The 14,949-nt window shown below is 64.9% G+C and carries 14 protein-coding genes and 1 tRNA gene; 8 read left to right on the plus strand and 7 right to left on the minus strand.

Features of this window, described 5'->3' with window-relative positions:
- Nucleotides 1–178 precede the first annotated feature (178 nt).
- The 3 genes from serA to BQ4888_RS10940 all read right to left on the minus strand — a co-directional run bounded on the left by serA (nucleotide 179) and on the right by BQ4888_RS10940 (nucleotide 3,570).
- Nucleotides 179–1,771: a phosphoglycerate dehydrogenase gene (gene serA / locus BQ4888_RS10930; RefSeq protein ID WP_092057260.1), complete on the minus strand. Its 1,593-nt coding sequence runs from the start codon at nucleotides 1,769–1,771 to the stop codon at nucleotides 179–181.
- A 128-nt stretch (nucleotides 1,772–1,899) separates the two neighbouring features.
- Nucleotides 1,900–2,478, minus strand: coding sequence for an HD domain-containing protein (locus BQ4888_RS10935; protein WP_092057262.1), 579 nt, complete (start codon nucleotides 2,476–2,478; stop codon nucleotides 1,900–1,902).
- Nucleotides 2,479–2,697: 219 nt separating this feature from the next.
- Nucleotides 2,698–3,570, minus strand: coding sequence for an EamA family transporter (locus BQ4888_RS10940; RefSeq protein WP_092057264.1), 873 nt, complete (start codon nucleotides 3,568–3,570; stop codon nucleotides 2,698–2,700).
- 182 nt (nucleotides 3,571–3,752) lie between these two features.
- Between BQ4888_RS10940 and BQ4888_RS10945 the strand changes: the two genes are divergently transcribed.
- A complete protein-coding gene (locus BQ4888_RS10945; protein WP_092057266.1) occupies nucleotides 3,753–5,156 on the plus strand; it encodes a class II fumarate hydratase in 1,404 nt (467 codons plus the stop codon).
- A gap of 76 nt (nucleotides 5,157–5,232) precedes the next feature.
- Here BQ4888_RS10945 and BQ4888_RS10950 read toward each other — a convergent pair whose 3' ends face one another.
- The 3 genes from BQ4888_RS10950 to folK all read right to left on the minus strand — a co-directional run bounded on the left by BQ4888_RS10950 (nucleotide 5,233) and on the right by folK (nucleotide 7,196).
- Nucleotides 5,233–6,360, minus strand: a complete 1,128-nt coding sequence (locus BQ4888_RS10950) for a ribonuclease D (protein ID WP_092057267.1) — start codon at nucleotides 6,358–6,360, stop codon at nucleotides 5,233–5,235.
- Nucleotides 6,361–6,439: 79 nt separating this feature from the next.
- The gene (locus BQ4888_RS10955) at nucleotides 6,440–6,694 is read right to left on the minus strand and encodes a PP0621 family protein (RefSeq protein ID WP_092057269.1); all 255 of its coding nucleotides are present in this window, start codon (nucleotides 6,692–6,694) and stop codon (nucleotides 6,440–6,442) included.
- A gap of 4 nt (nucleotides 6,695–6,698) precedes the next feature.
- Nucleotides 6,699–7,196, minus strand: coding sequence for a 2-amino-4-hydroxy-6-hydroxymethyldihydropteridine diphosphokinase (folK, locus tag BQ4888_RS10960; RefSeq protein ID WP_092057270.1), 498 nt, complete (start codon nucleotides 7,194–7,196; stop codon nucleotides 6,699–6,701).
- A gap of 123 nt (nucleotides 7,197–7,319) precedes the next feature.
- Between folK and BQ4888_RS10965 the strand changes: the two genes are divergently transcribed.
- The 4 genes from BQ4888_RS10965 (at nucleotide 7,320) to BQ4888_RS10980 (ending at nucleotide 11,519) form a co-directional block, all read left to right on the plus strand.
- Nucleotides 7,320–7,724 carry a VOC family protein gene (locus BQ4888_RS10965; RefSeq protein ID WP_092057272.1) on the plus strand — a complete coding sequence of 135 codons (405 nt, stop codon included), beginning with the start codon at nucleotides 7,320–7,322 and terminating at the stop codon, nucleotides 7,722–7,724.
- A gap of 39 nt (nucleotides 7,725–7,763) precedes the next feature.
- On the plus strand, nucleotides 7,764–8,726 hold the full coding sequence (locus BQ4888_RS10970; protein WP_092057274.1) for an AAA family ATPase: 963 nt from the start codon (nucleotides 7,764–7,766) through the stop codon (nucleotides 8,724–8,726).
- 113 nt (nucleotides 8,727–8,839) lie between these two features.
- Nucleotides 8,840–9,586 (plus strand): DUF58 domain-containing protein, encoded by a 747-nt coding sequence (locus BQ4888_RS10975; RefSeq protein ID WP_240746333.1) that lies wholly within the window; start codon nucleotides 8,840–8,842, stop codon nucleotides 9,584–9,586.
- A complete protein-coding gene (locus BQ4888_RS10980) occupies nucleotides 9,573–11,519 on the plus strand; it encodes a transglutaminase TgpA family protein (protein ID WP_092057277.1) in 1,947 nt (648 codons plus the stop codon). The genes BQ4888_RS10975 and BQ4888_RS10980 overlap by 14 nt, the downstream gene beginning before the upstream one ends.
- Before the next feature lie 47 nt (nucleotides 11,520–11,566).
- On the opposite strand, the gene pcnB is transcribed toward BQ4888_RS10980, so the two are convergent.
- Complete coding sequence (pcnB, locus tag BQ4888_RS10985; protein ID WP_092057279.1) at nucleotides 11,567–12,850, minus strand: polynucleotide adenylyltransferase PcnB; 1,284 nt, start codon at nucleotides 12,848–12,850, stop codon at nucleotides 11,567–11,569.
- Between the two features lie 164 nt (nucleotides 12,851–13,014).
- Here pcnB and miaA point away from each other — a divergent pair, with 164 nt between their 5' ends.
- From miaA to BQ4888_RS11000, 3 genes are all read left to right on the plus strand, one after another.
- Complete coding sequence (gene miaA, locus BQ4888_RS10990; protein WP_092057281.1) at nucleotides 13,015–13,929, plus strand: tRNA (adenosine(37)-N6)-dimethylallyltransferase MiaA; 915 nt, start codon at nucleotides 13,015–13,017, stop codon at nucleotides 13,927–13,929.
- A gap of 241 nt (nucleotides 13,930–14,170) precedes the next feature.
- Nucleotides 14,171–14,770, plus strand: a complete 600-nt coding sequence (locus tag BQ4888_RS10995) for a nucleoside deaminase (protein ID WP_092057283.1) — start codon at nucleotides 14,171–14,173, stop codon at nucleotides 14,768–14,770.
- A 65-nt stretch (nucleotides 14,771–14,835) separates the two neighbouring features.
- Nucleotides 14,836–14,910: transfer RNA gene (locus BQ4888_RS11000), tRNA-Gly, on the plus strand.
- The last annotated feature ends 39 nt before the right edge of the window (nucleotides 14,911–14,949 follow it).

Below are 14,949 nucleotides of genomic sequence, written 5' to 3' on the forward strand. Positions count from 1 at the left end.
TATTATAAATAAAACTTTTCTTCATTTTTTTCTTATCGGTGAATTTTTAAAATGGCATTTGGAAGTGAGCGGCGGCTGGTTCTTTCCGCTGTAAAAAAAAGAGGCGGCCTCTGGGGGCCGCCTCTTTTGTACGGGGGAACCTGTCCGCCGAAACATTGCGCACGTGGGAAGGTTTCTTTTATTCGCGCATGTGCACGGCTTTGAGGAAGCGGGCGTCGACGGCCTTGGCGACCTTTTCCAGGGTGGCGTCGTCGGCCGGGCTGTCGATGGAGAGGACGACCATCGCTTCGCCCGCTTTGGCCCGGCGACCCAGGGTCATGTTGCCGATGTTGACTTTGGCCTCGCCGAGAATGGTGCCGATCTTGCCGATCAGACCCGGTTTGTCGTCGTAGCTGATGACCAGCATGTGCGGCTCGGGGGTGAAGTCGGTCTGGAAGTCGCGCATCTTGACGACCTTGGGAATCCCCTCGAAGAGGGTGCCGGCGATGGAGCGGCTGCCCTCGGGGGTTTCGATGCAGACCGTTACCAGGCTGGAAAAGGATTCGGATTCGGTGTTGCGCACCTCCTCCACGGTGATGCCCATCGTTTCCGCCACCAGCCGGGCGTTGACCATGTTCACCTCCTGATCGGTCTGGCGGTTGAGCAGGGAGGCCAGGCCGCAGACGGTGAGAGGCGCGCAGTCGAAACGGGCGATCTTGCCGTTGTAGGTGAAAACCACCTTGTTCGGATTGGGCGGCGCGAGCTGGGCGACGAACTCGCCGATCTTGCTCACCAGCCCCATGAAGGGCTTCATGTGCTCCATCAGGTCGGGATCGAAACGCGGGATGTTGACCGCGTTCTCGATGGGACGGCCGTCGAGGTAGTTGATTATCTCGCGGCTGACGTCGACCGCCACGTTCTTCTGTGCCTCGAAGGTGTTGGCGCCGAGGTGGGGGGTGACGACCATGCGCGGATGGGCGATGAGTTTGCGCAGCACCTCGGTAGCGGGGGGTTCCTCGCTCCAGACGTCGAAGGCGGCCCCGACTGCCTTGCCGCTCTCCAGGGCTTCAAGGATCGCCGCTTCCTCGATGATGCCGCCCCGGGCGCAGTTGACGACAATGACGCCGTCCTTCATGGCGGCGAAATGTTCGCTGCGGATCATGCCGGTCGTTTCTTCGTTCAGCGGGGTGTGCACGGTGATGATGTCGGCATAGCGGACGATGTCGTCCAGGGAGACGAGTTTGACGCCGTGGTCCTCGGCGCGCTTTTCGGAAATATAGGGGTCGCAGGCCAGCACGTTCGCTTCGAAGGCCCGGCAGCGAAGAGCGACGCGGCCGCCGACCTTGCCTAGGCCAATGATGCCGACGGTCTTGCCCTTGAGTTCGTAGCCGGTGAAGGGGGCGCGCTTCCACTCGCCGCTCTTCAGCGAGGCGTTGGCGACGGTGACGTTGCGGCAGAGGGAGAGAAGAATGGCCATGGTGTGCTCGGCCGCCGAGTTGACGTTGCCGAAGGGGGCGTTGACGACGATGATCCCCTTCTTGCTGGCGGCGGGCACATCGACGTTGTCGATACCGACCCCGGCGCGGGCGACGATGCGCAGATTGCCGGAATGTTCGAGCAGGGCGGCGTCGACGCGGGTGCCGCTGCGGGTGATCAGGGCGTCGTAGCCGCCGATAATCTGGTGCAGTTCCGCCACCGGAAGATTCAGGCGCACGTCGAGTTGGACGCGGGGATCGTCAAGGAGGGGCTGCAAGCCCTCCGGAGAAATTTCATCGGTGATGAGAACCTTCATGGGGACTCCTTCGCGAACAGGGATGAGAGGGCCGAACCCCCTGATGAAGCGTGAGAAAGGGGGATTTTAGACCTTCCTCCCCCCCCTGTCAACGGCGTATACCGGGCAATGGCGGGAAAGCCGCAGGCTTATTTTTCGCGCTTGCCGTTCACCCACCAGTGCTCGTCCCCGTCGAACCACCAGCGGGTCGAGTCGGTGTTCCAGATGGTTTCGGCCAGCTGCTGCGCCAGTTCGGTCTTCAACCGGCGTACGGCGAAGGGATACCATTCGTCGGCGTAACGGTTGCCGAGATCCTTGTATTCCTTGAGGGCGAGAATCATTTCCAGCTGATCGGCGTCGTGGGCGAGGAGCGACTCGCGACTTTCGCGGGCCTCGAACTCTTCCATCGTTTCCCGGTAGGCGTCGCCGAAGGGGAGGGTCTTGGCGAGATCGTCCACCGCCCGGCTTTCGTCGGTCTTCACGTACTTCTTGTTGACGTAGTTGAGATCGCCGGTGCGGGCCTCGGGGATGTCGTGGAAGAGGCAGAGCTGCACCACCCGGCCGACATCGGCCTGACCGTCGAGCATGGCTAGGGTATAGCCGATGACCGTGGCGCGAAAGGAATGTTCGGCCACCGATTCGGCGCCGCTGCCGAGAAACTGGAAGCCGGTGCGAGGGGTGCGCTTGAGCATGCCAACTTCGAAGAAGAAATGGGCGAGATTTTTCATGGTGGGATTCCTGGGTTCGGGGAAAAAGCAGTCGACGGGCAGGATAGCACCCGCGCGCCGAGCCGCCAAGACCGCCATGCGCGCGCAGGGATTTTTATCCGATGAACATCAGGTAGGATGCCGGTGAGCGAAGCGAACCGCATCAATGGCGACGCTCCAAAAAAGATGCGGTTCCTTTCGTCACCGCATCCTACGGAGTCGTATCTTCAGTTCAGCCGTCTATCCAAGGCGCACCAGGAAGACCCCGGCGAGAATGACCAGCGCCGCCAGCACGCGGATGCGGCCGCAGCTTTCGCCGAGAAAGAGGACGCCGAAGAGGACGCCGAAGAGCAGGCCAACCTGGCGCACCGGCACGGCGTAGCTCAAGGGGGCGAGGGTGAGGGCGTAACGGAAAGAGATGAAGGAGCCCATCATGATCGGCCCCGAGAGCAGGATCAGCGGCAGGCTGTGCTGCCATTCCTTGGCGATGCGTCCGCGCTGCCCGGGGCGCAGGAGATTGGCGGACATGATCAGGAACATAAAGACGACCAGCAGATAGGTGAAGTAGAGGGGGTGGTAGGCCATGACCCCGGTCTTGTCGATGACCGCGCCGACCGAGTAGACGAACCCGGCGGCCAGGGCCGCCTGCACCGAGGGGTTGCCGAGGTTGCGGAAGGGGCGCAGGACCTCGGCCGGAGAAAAGCGTCCGAGCTGGACGCAATAGGCGCCAAAGATGATCAGGCCGATGCCGGCGGCGCCGAGGGGGGAGAGACTTTCGCCCAACAGCAGCACCCCCCAGATCGGCACGTAGATCATGGAGGTCTGGGCCAGAGGGTAGGTCAAGGAGAGATCCCCCCCCTGGTAGGCACGGCCGGTGAAGAGATGGTAGACGACGAAACAGATCGCCCCGCCCAGGCCGAGGAGCAGAATCCGTGGGGTCAGGGGGGGGAAGGGCTCGCTGACAAAAAGCAGGGCGAGATTGAAGAGTCCGCCGGAAAAGCAGAACATCCACCAGATGAAGGCGGTCTTGTCCCGGCTGCGCTTGACCAGCAGGTTCCAGAGCGCGTGCATCAGGGCGGAAAAGACGACGAGGGTGAGGGCGAGGCTGCTCATGGCGGGATTCTAGCGGAAGGCTTAAGGATTAGCGAGAATAAAAACCGAAGGCAAAAAATTAGCCTTGGTAAAACGGCGGCGCCTCGCCATTGACACCCCAGCCCCGATTGTTATGCTCAAGGCCGGTGCCCGGACCCGCTTCCGGCTGCTCTTTTCATCCCCCACCCGCTTTCGGAGGTTTCATGAACGTCACCCGCGAAGAACAGGATTCGATGGGGAGCATGCCCGTCCCCGCTGACGCTCTCTACGGTGCTCAAACCGCCCGCGCCCGAGAAAACTTTCCCATCTCCGGCCTGCGCTTTTCTCGCCCCTTCCTGCGCGCTCTGGGGATGATCAAGCAGCGCGCCGCCCGGGTCAACCTGGAGCTGGGGCTGTTGCACCGGGAACGGGCCATGGCGATCATGGAAGCGGCCGAGGAGGTCATTACCGGCGAACTCGACGGGCACTTCGTCCTCGACATCTTTCAGACCGGCTCGGGGACGAGCACCAACATGAACGCCAACGAGGTCATCGCCAACCGGGCCATCCAGCTGCTCGGGCAGGTCGAAGGCGGCCGAGCGGTTCATCCCAACGACCACGTCAACCTCGGCCAGTCAAGTAACGATGTCATCCCCACCGCCTTGCACCTGGCCGCCGCCGTGGAGATCCGGCAAAGCCTGCTGCCAGCCCTTGCCGAGCTGCGCCGGGGGCTCGAAGAAAAGGCGGCCGCCTTCGACGATATCGTCAAGATCGGTCGCACCCATCTGCAGGACGCCACGCCGATCCGCCTTGGCCAGGTCTTTTCCGGCTACGCCCGCCAGCTGGAGATGGCCGGCCGCCGCCTGGAGCAGGCCCTGGCGGGGCTCTGCGAACTCCCCCTGGGCGGCACCGCCGTCGGCACCGGCATCAACACCCATCCCGAGTTTGCCGGACGGGTCATTGCCGGCCTGGCCGAAACCACCGGGTTGCCCTTCGTCGAAGCGGACAACCATTTCGAGGCGCAGGCGGCCAAGGATGCCGTGGTCATGGCGAGCGGCGCCCTGAAAGCCTGCGCCGTGGCCCTGTACAAGATCGCCAACGATATCCGCCTGCTCGGCAGCGGCCCGCGTTGCGGCCTCGGCGAACTGCTGCTGCCGCCGGTCCAGCCGGGGAGTTCGATCATGCCCGGCAAGGTCAATCCGGTGATGGCCGAAGCCCTCATCCAGGCGTGCGCCCAAGTGATCGGCAACGACGCCGCCATCACCCTCGGCGGGCTGGGGAGCAATTTCGAGCTCAACGTGATGATGCCGCTTATGGCCCACAACCTGTTGCAATCGATCGAGCTGCTGAGCCGCGTGTCCGGTCAATTCAACGCAAAATGCATCCAGGATCTGCAAGCCGACCGCAAGCGTTGCGAATCGTTGGTGGAACAGAGCCTGGCCATGGTCACGGCCCTCGCCCCGGTCATCGGTTACGACCGCGCCGCCGCCCTGGCCAAGCAGGCCTGGGAGAGCGGACGCACGGTGCGGGAGGTCGCCCTGGCCGAAAGGTTGCTCCCCGAGGCTGAATTGACGCGGATTCTCGACCCCCGGCCGATGACCGAGCCGGGCATCGCCGGACGTTCGTAGGTAGTTGGAAGTGAGGAGTGAGGAGTGAGGAGTGAGGCGATAAGTTTTTTCTCCTTACTCCTCACCCCTCACGGCTTCAGGCGCCGCGCAGGACGTCGAGAATCTCCTCGCCGAGTACCTGGCGCTGCCAGTTCTTCAAGCCGGCGACCTGCTCCAACTGGGTCGGAGTCTGAGGCACCTGCCGGGCCAGACTTTCGAGCAGGCCGTTGTTGATCAGCACCCCGGGGTCGATCTCCAGCGCCTCGGCCCGCTGCTTGCGCCAGGCCTTGAGGGTCGCCATGCGCTTGTCCACCGCCGGATCCTTCTCTTGGCGCGGCGTGCGCGGATAAACCGGCAGGCGCTCGGCGGGGACCGCCAGCCCGGCGGCGACCGCCGCCAGCAGCTTCTTGCCGAAGCGCTCCACCAGCTTGGCGAAGAGCCCTTCCACCGCCGCCAGTTCCTCCAGGGTTTTCGGCGCTTTGCGCGCCACCTCCAGCAGTTGTGCCCCGCCCAGCACCTTGAAGGGGGGACGGTCGCGGCGCTTGGCCTCGGCCTCGCGCCATTGCAGCAGTTCTTCGAGAATCGCCAGCTGCCGCCGGTCGAGGGTGCCGGCGCCCTTGGCGCGCAGGAACAGGGGGCCGTCGTTGTCGGCGAAGCGAACCTGCTCGAGCAGGGCGAACTCCTCCGCCACCCACTCCAGCCGACCTTTTTCCCGCAAACGCCCTTCCAGCAGCTCCGCCAGACCGTGCAGATGGCGGGTGTCTTCCGCCGCGTAGCGGATCATCTCGCCGGAGAGGGGGCGTTGCGACCAGTCGGCGCGCTGAAACTGTTTGTCGAGGGTGACGCCGAAATACTTGCCGAGGATGTCGGCCAGCCCGACCTTCTCCTCGCCGAGAAACTGGCAGGCGATCATGGTGTCGAAGAGCCCGCGCACCTCGAAGCCGAAATCCCGGTTCAGGCAGCGGATGTCGTAATCGGCGGCGTGGAAGAGCTTGCGGATGGCGGGATCGGCCAGCACCGGCGCCAGCGGCGAAAGGTCGCCGACCGCCAGGGGATCGATGAGCAGGGTCTGGCTCGGCGTGGTGAATTGCAGCAGGCAGACCTTTTCCTGGTAGCTGTGCATGGAATCGGCTTCGAGATCGACGGCGACGATCGTTTCCCGCGCCAGTTCGGCGGCGAAGCGGGCGACGGCGGCGCGGTCGGTGAGAATCGGGGTGTCGGGCATAGCGTTTTCTCCAAAAGAAGCGGGCCGGAGGCAAAAGCCGCGCCGGCCCGGGGCAGGTCGGAAAAGAGCGGGGAAGCCTTCAGGGCTTTTTCGCTTTGAAGGCATCCCGGCAGCGGGTCGAGCAGAAGTAATGGCGCTCGCCGTCGATAATCTTTTCCAGCGCTTCCCCCTTGGGCAGGTAGGTGCCGCACTGGGGGTCGCGCACCATCTCCTCCCCCTGGCGGGTTTTCTCCGGCGGGATGGACGAGGTGCCACCGCCGAGGGAGCGGCGCAGCATGGTGTAGAGCGTATAGGCGAGAAAACCGAGTAGGGCGAAAATCAGCAGTTTGATCATGGGATCACCAGGGGTCGGGCAGGCGGTGCACGCGTGCCGGGTCGTCGAGATCGGCGAGCAGTTCGCCGATGGTGCGCTGCAGCAGCGGGTGGCGCAGGTCGGCGGCCAGTTCCGCCAAGGGCGCCAGGACGAAGCGGCGCTGATGCAGGCGCGGATGGGGCAGGGTCAGCTCCGGCCGGTCGCAAAGTACTTTGTCGTAAAGGAGCAGGTCGATATCGAGAGTGCGCGGCCCCCAATGTTCCAGGCGCTCGCGGCCGAAGTGGGCTTCCAGGTCAAGGCCGAGGGCCAGCAGTTCTTCCGGGGAAAGCTCCGTGGCCACCTGCAGCACCCCATTGAGGTAGGAGGGCTGGCCGGGCGGGCCGCCGACCGCGTCGGTACGGTAGAGGGACGACGCGCCGTCGACGCGAACCCCTTCCGCCTCGGCAAGGAGGCGGCGGGCGGTGCGGAAGGTGGCGAGGCAGTCGCCGAGGTTGGCGCCAAAGGCCAGATAGGCGGTGTGCATGAACTCTCCCGGAAAGACCGAGGGCGATTAAAGCACAGCTTCCGGCGGCCGGTCAACCGTGCCGCTCCGCGCTTGCCGGAAGATAACGGCCTGTGGTACTCCTGACGGCAAAGGAGATGCTCTATGGATTTTACCCTGACCCTCGCTGTCGAAGACCTCGACCGCACCGCTTTCTTCTACGGCGAGATCCTCGGCCTACCGATCGAAACCCGCATCCCGGGCCCGGGACATCCGCCCCTGTTGCTGCTGCGCCGGGGGGACGCCACGGTCCTCTTCCGCCCGCTGGAGGTGCTCGAAGCCCGCCATCCGGCCCTTTTCCAGAACCTTTCCCGCCATCCCCTCGGGGTCGGCGCGACCCTGGAGTTCACCCTCCCCGACCTGCGGCCGCTGCTGCGCGCCGTCGAGCGCCATCAGCTGCAACCGCTCTACGAGTTGGAGGATGGCGAACACGACCGCGAGGAACTCTGGCTGCACGACCCGGACGGCTATCTGGTCATTCTCACCCGGGAGGGGAAGGGCAAGGCGTGATATACTTTTGCTCATATCTTCATCGAGGGAAGGAGGCGCATGAGCGATTCGAGAAGCAAGGATAAACTCGCCCACCGCGAGGCCGTCGTCGGTGTCATCGACACCCTGGCCGAGCGCTACCTGCGGGGGAAGATCCAGGCCATCCGCCTGGCCATGATCGGCCTGCTTGCCGACGGGCACATCCTGCTGGAGGATATCCCCGGCCTCGGCAAGACCACCCTGGCGTTGGCCCTGGCCCGGGTCCTCGGCCTCGATTTCGGCCGCATCCAGTGTACCTCCGACCTGCTTCCCAGCGACATCACCGGGCTCTCCATCTTCGATCGCGAGCAGGGACAGTTCAAGTTCGTACCGGGGCCGATCTTCAGCAATCTGCTCCTGGTCGATGAAATCAACCGGGCCATGCCCCGCACCCAGAGCGCCCTGCTCGAAGCCATGGAGGAGGGGCGGGTGACGGTGGAGGGGGTGACCTATCCCCTGCCCGAGCCCTTCATGGTTGTCGCCACCCAGAACCCGGTGGAGCAGGTCGGCACCTACCCGCTGCCCGAATCCCAGCTCGACCGCTTCAGTCTCTGCACCGGCATCGGCTATCCGCCGGAAGCGGTGGAAAAATCGATCATCCGCAGCGGCGGCATTCGCGAGCAGTTGCGCGAGCTGCAACCGCTGATCAGCCATGAGCAGATTCTCGAAGCCAAGGCGGCGGTGCGGGATCAGGTCTACCTCTCGGAAAAGGTCACCGACTATCTCTTTTCTTTGATCGCCGCCACCCGCGAAAGCCCGCTGATTCTTTCGGGCATCTCGACCCGGGGCGGACTGACCCTGGCCGCCGCCGCCAAGGCCGCCGCCTACCTCGACGGCCGCGATCACGTCCTGCCTGAGGATGTCAAGACCGTGGCCCTGGCCGGCGGCGCCCACCGGCTGATTCTTCGTCCAGAACAGGAAACCCTCGGCAAGCGGGAGGTGCTCAAATCGCTGCTGCAAAAAATTCCCGTGCCGCGCAGCTGAAGCTGACCCCGGCCGGGATTCTCTACATCCTGCTGACCCTGCTGCTCGGTTTCGGCGCCGTCAACACCGGCAACAATCTCCTCTATCTGCTGATTTCGGCGCTGCTCGGCTTCATGGCGGTTTCCGGCTTTCTCGGCAAGGGGAACCTCGGCCGTCCGCATATCCACCTGCTGCTCCCCGACGAGATCTATGCCGGGCGGCCGGTGACGGCGCGACTGCGGCTGCGCAACGACAAACGGCTGCCGGTCTTTCTGCTGCGGGTCAGGATTCTCGACGGCAGCGCTCTCTTTCTCGTGGTCGGCGGCAGGGAAACCGCCGAAGCGGAGATTTCCCTGGGCTTTCCCGCCCGCGGCCGCCAGACCATCGACGGCGCTCGCCTCAGTTCGATCTTCCCGGTCAATTTCTTCGTACGCTCCCGCAACCTCCCCCTCGACCAGCCGGTGCTGGTCTTCCCCGCCCCACGTCCGGTTCCGCTGCCGGAGGCCGCCGGCGACGAGCGTCGCCTCGGCGAGAAGGTCGTCAGCGGGCGCGGCCCCCAGGGGGAACCGGCGCAGATCGCCGACTATCGCGGCGGCGAACCCCTCAAGCTGATTCACTGGAAGCTCTCTGCCCGCACCGGTCGCCTGCTGGTCAAGGAGCTCGCCGCGACCGCCGTCGAGCCGGTGGTCATCGATCTCGACCAGTTGCCGGGGCGCGGTCTCGAAGAGCGCTTGCAGGGGGCGGCCTATCTGGTCAATCGCTATGTCCGCGCCGAGCGCCCGGTGGGCCTGCGTCTCGGCGGACGGCTGCTGCGGCCGGGCTTGACCCGCGCCCATCGTCTGCGCCTGTTGGCCGCCCTGGGGAACCATGGTCAGGATTAGCACCCTTCTCGATCTCCTCGCGGCGCTCGTCAGCCTGGCCGGGGTCGCCCCCCTCTACCCCTTTCTCGACGGCGGGGCGCGCCTCCTCTTTCCCCTCGCCCTGCTCGCCGGACTACTGCGCAGTCGGTGGCCCGGCCTCGTCCTGCCGACGATACCGGCGACTCTGACAGCCCTGGCCGTTCTCGTCTACTATCTCCCCCAGGTCAGCCGTGTCAGTCTGGTCGAACCGGCGGTCAACGTCCTCGTCCTGCTCCTTTGCCTGCGGCTGGTTACCGAACGCAGCGGGCGCAACTATCTGCAACTCTTCGTCCTGGCGATCCTCGCTCTGGCCGGTTCCTCGCTCCTTACCCTCGAACTCGGCTATCTTTTCTATCTGGTGGTGCAGGTGACGCTGGTCACCGTCGGCCTCGTCCTCCTCAGCTTTCACGGCGAGGACCCCGAACTGCGCCTCGATCGCCGTCCCCTGCGTCAGGTGCTGGCCGTCGCCCTGCTGCTGCCGGCGGCCTCCCTGGTGCTGATGCTCGGCTTTTTCGTCATTCTGCCCCGCACCGAACAGCCCCTCTGGCACTTTCTCAATCCCCCCGCCAGCGCCGAGGTCGGCTTCAGCGATCAGGTCCGTCCCGGCCATTACGCCGAAATGTCAGCCACCGGCGACATTGCCTTCCGCGTCGCCGGCCCGCAACTGCCGATGGCGCAGCGCTACTGGCGGACCATCGTTCTCAACGCCCTGAACGGGCAGACCTGGGTGCGGGAAACGCCCCCTTCCGGCGCCATAACGAAGGTGGTTGGCGACGGGCGGGTGGAACTGGAATTCTTCGCCGCCCCCCGTCAGGGGCGCTATCTGCCGACCCTCGACCTGCCCCTGGCCCTTTCGCAAGTACGTTCCCGGGAGCTGGGGGAGGGGGTCTACGCGACCCATCGCACCAGCGACCGGCAGATCCGCTACCGGCAACAGGCCGTTCCCGACGGGGTGCTGATGGAGCGGGGACGGATCGACCGCGACTTCTACCTGCGCCCGCCGACACTGGTTTCGCCACGGGTCGCCGCCGTCGCCGAAGAGATCGCCGGTGAGGGGGGGGATGTCGCCGCTCGGGTCGCCGCCCTTGAAGGCTTCTTCCTGCGGCAGGATCTCCAGTACGCGACCAGCGATCTGCCCGAAGGAGAGGATCCGGTCGATGCCTTTCTCTTCGAGAAAAAACGCGGCTACTGCGAATATTTCGCCTCGGCCTTCGCCCAACTGGCGCGCCTTTCCGGGGTTCCGGCGCGGCTGGTGGGGGGCTATTACGGCGGCGAGTACAATGCCTTCGGCGGCTACTATTCGGTCGCGGAGGCCACCGCCCACGTCTGGGTCGAGGTGCTGCACGAGGACGGCCGCTGGCAGCGGCTTGATCCCACCCGCCTGGCCGCCAACGCCGCCGGCGACTTTCTCGGCGCTCGTTCGCGGGGCCCCGGTCTGGCCCGCCGCCTGGCCGATGGTATCGACTACTTCTGGACCCAGGCGGTCATCACCTACGACTTCGGCCGGCAGTGGGAAGCGGTGAAGGGCGTGCGGGATCAGTTGCGCGGGCGTACTACGCCGTCTGCCGCCGATTCCGAGTCGCGCCCGTCGGGGGCGCCCCTGGCCTGGGCGCTGGTCCTGGCGGCCTTGGCCTGGGGCGGGTGGCGTCTGTGGCGGCGCGGCACCAGCCGCGAGGAACGACTGCTGCGCAAATTTCTGCGCCGGACGGCGAAACGCCACGGTCTGGCGGCAATCCCCGACTCCGTCGGCCTGCACGAACTGGCCGAACGGCTCGACGATCCCCTGGCCCGGGAATTCGCCGAACTCTACGGCGGCGCGATTTATCGTGATCGGAAGCTGGAAGAGGGGGAGTACAGGAGACTGCGGGAAATTGTACGGGAGATGAGAAAGGACAGGCTGAAGACCGAAGACTGAAGGCAGAAGGAAAAGGCAAAGCCCTATAGCTTATCTTTCTTCGGTCTTCAGCCTTCAGTCTTCGGTCTTCCCTTGCTTTTCCTCCTAGGTCTGCGGCGTTTGGGGCGGGGGCTTTCGCTGCTTTTGCGTTGCAGTAGTTCGCCGTCGCGGTGCAGGGCGAGCCGCCAGTCCTCGGCCAGGGCGGTGCCGTTCGGGTCGTCGGTGTGCCACAGGGCGAAGAATTCCAGCGACTGGGGGGTCATGGGGTGCTGGAGAAAGCGCCGTTCGCCGCGCTTGCCGAGGCCGCGGGCGAGGCGGAAAAAGCCGATCAGCAGTTCCCGTGCCTGATGGCGGGTGCCGTGGCTGATGTGGAAATAGTTGCAGTGGGGGGTGAGAATCAGCCCGGCGATGCGTACCGCGTCGGTGACGGTGGCCTCCCCCTCGGGGAGGCAGGCGCGCAAAAAGCGGTCGAGAAAGAGGGCGGCGAGGGCGAAGTGCTCCTCGATGGGGGTACCGGCAGCGGTGCGGAGGTCGATGCGGTCGAGCAGGATGAAGGTCACTTCCTCGGCCTCGTAGCCGGCGAGCAGATGGGGGAGCAGCCCCACCCCCTGGGCGTTGCGCAGCACCTGTCCGGCGACCCGGTGGCGAAAGAGCTCCATCAGTTCCTCGCGGATGCGGGCCGGGGCCGCCTCGGCGATGAGCGGGGCGCGCTGATAAATCCCCTGGCGCACGCTGTCGTCGAGAGAAAAGCCGAGGCGGGCGGAGAACTCCAGGGCGCGCAGCATGCGCACCGGATCCTCGGTGAAGCGCACCAAGGGGTCGCCGATCACCCGCAGACGGCGTGCCGCGAGATCGGCCAGGCCGCCGACGTAGTCGATGATGGAGAAGGTCTGGATATCGTAGAACAGGGCGTTGATGGTGAAGTCCCGGCGGAAGGCGTCTTCCTGGGGGGTGCCGAAGACATTCTCGCTGAAGAAGAAGTGATCGGCGGGATCTTCCGGCAGGTCGTCGGCCTGGGCCTGGCGGCGGAAGGTGGCGACCTCGATCACCTCATGGGCGCCGAAACGCACGTGGGCGAGACGGAAGCGGCGGCCGACCAGAAAACAGTTGCGGAAGAGCTTCTTGACCTGATTGGGGGTGGCGTCGGTGCCGACGTCGAAATCCTTGGGCGTGCGTCCGAGGAGCAGGTCGCGCACGCCGCCGCCGACCAGATAGGCCTTGTAGCCCTGGCGCGACAGGCGATAGAGCACCTTGAGGGTGTTTTCGTCGATGTTCTTGCGGGAGATGCCGTGCTCGGCCCGGGGGACGATGACGGGCGGGATGGCCGTTGGATTTTCCGGGGTGTCGATCATGGTCGAAATAGCAGTCGCTTTCGGAGGTGGGCAAAACGCCGCCAATGTAGCAAATGCCCGTAGGAAATGAAAGTTTTAAAAAACGAGGCCTTGCCAGGGAGGGCGCCGGTCCCTAGAATGCCGACTGCCCATGACCACTAACGCGACCACGGAAAGCCGCCACCATGAACGATACGCCACCCAACCTGCTGGTGATTCTCGGCCCGACCGCTTCGGGCAAAACCCGTCTCGGGGTCGACGCCGCCCGCGCTCTGAACGGGGAGATCCTTTCCGCCGACTCCCGTCAGGTCTATCGGGGGATGGACATCGGCACCGGCAAGGATCTGGCCGAGTACGACGAGATCCCCCATCACCTCATCGACATCGCCGATCCCGGCGACGAGTTCAACGTCTTCGAATTTCAGCGGCGCTTCTTCGCGGCTTTTGCCGAGATTCGCGAACGGGGCAAGCTGCCGGTGCTGGTCGGCGGCACCGGCCTCTATCTCGATGCCGTGCTGCGCGGCTACCGGCTGGTGGAAGTGCCGGAGAACTCTGAACTGCGTCGGCAGCTGGCGCCGCTGACTCTGGAGCAGCTCGCCATTCGCCTGGCGGCGCTGCGCCCCCGGTTGCACAACAGCACCGACACCCTCGACCGCGAGCGGCTGCTGCGCGCCATCGAAATCGCCGAAGGGGAAGAAGCCGCGAGCGCCGACTTGCCCCCGTTGCCGGAACTGCGGCCGCTGGTCTGCGGAGTGCGCTGGGAACGCAAGGCCCTGCACCGGCGCATCGATACCCGCCTTAAAGAACGCCTCGCCCAGGGGATGATCGAGGAGGTCGAAGGCCTGCACCGCTCCGGCGTGCCCTACGAGACCCTCGAATTTTATGGCCTCGAATACCGCTTCGTCGCCCAGTATCTGCAAGGGCAGCTCAACCGCAACGACATGAGCCAGAAACTGGCGAGCGCCATCCACCAGTTTGCCAAGCGCCAGGAAACCTGGTTCCGCCGCATGGAGCGCCAGGGGACGGAAATCCACTGGCTCGACGGCGCCGGCGACCCGCTGCCGGAACTCCTCGCCCTCTGGCGGCGGCAGACTACCTGACCCGAAAAAGCGGTTTCACCACGGAGGCACCGAGGACACAGAGTAAAACCGGAGGATTAAGGCCTTGGGGGGGATTGTTTTTATCCCCTTTATCCCTGTAAAACTTGAAGTTTTCCTACTGAAAAGCCGGGCAACACGGAGGATCCGTGCCGCTTGTGAGGCTATCCAAGATTCTGATTTCTCTGTGATCACTGTGGCTCTGTGGTGATTAAGCACCAATACTTGCGTGAAGGATTTGCTTATGCCAATCTCCGAAATTCGCCTGCAGTTGCCGTATTGGGTGGACGACCTCATCCCCGATCCGCAGCGCCTTTTTCCTACCGTCGAAGAGCGCATGGAGCTCGCCATCGCCTTGGCCCGGCGCAACATTGCCAGTGGCGGCGGGCCCTTTGGCGCGGCGGTCTTCGCGAGCGAAAGCGGCCGCCTGATCGCCCCCGGCGTCAATCTCGTCATGCCCGGCCGTTGCTCCTCGGCCCACGCCGAAATCGTCGCCCTCTCCCTCGCCCAGCAGCGCCTCGGCCTGCATCAGTTGGGGCTGGAAGGCGGCCGGTTCGAACTGGTCAGTTCCACCGAACCCTGCGCCATGTGTCTCGGCGCCGTTCCCTGGTCGGGCATCGTCCGCCTGGTCTGCGGCGCCCGCGACGAAGACGCCCGTGCCGTCGGCTTCGACGAAGGGGATAAACCCGCCGACTGGCCGGATCTGCTCCGCCGCCGAGGGATCGAGGTCGTCCGCGACGTGCGCCGCACCCAGGCGGCGGCGGTGTTGCGCGCCTACGTCGAGCAGGGCGGGGAGCTCTACAACGGCGGGCCGGGGTGCGGGGAAGGAAAAAACGAAAAATAAGGTTGACAGTCCCCCGACCTTTTTGTTATTTAACCCATCCCGACGGCGAAAGCCGCCGCCATCGAGCGGGAATAACTCAGTGGTAGAGTGCAACCTTGCCAAGGTTGAAGTCGCGAGTTCGAATCTCGTTTCCCGCTCCAAAAAAATCATGAAGGCCCGGTCTAGCGACCGGGCCTTTT

Source organism: Desulfuromonas acetexigens (assembly GCF_900111775.1).
Classification (GTDB): domain Bacteria; phylum Desulfobacterota; class Desulfuromonadia; order Desulfuromonadales; family Trichloromonadaceae; genus Trichloromonas; species Trichloromonas acetexigens.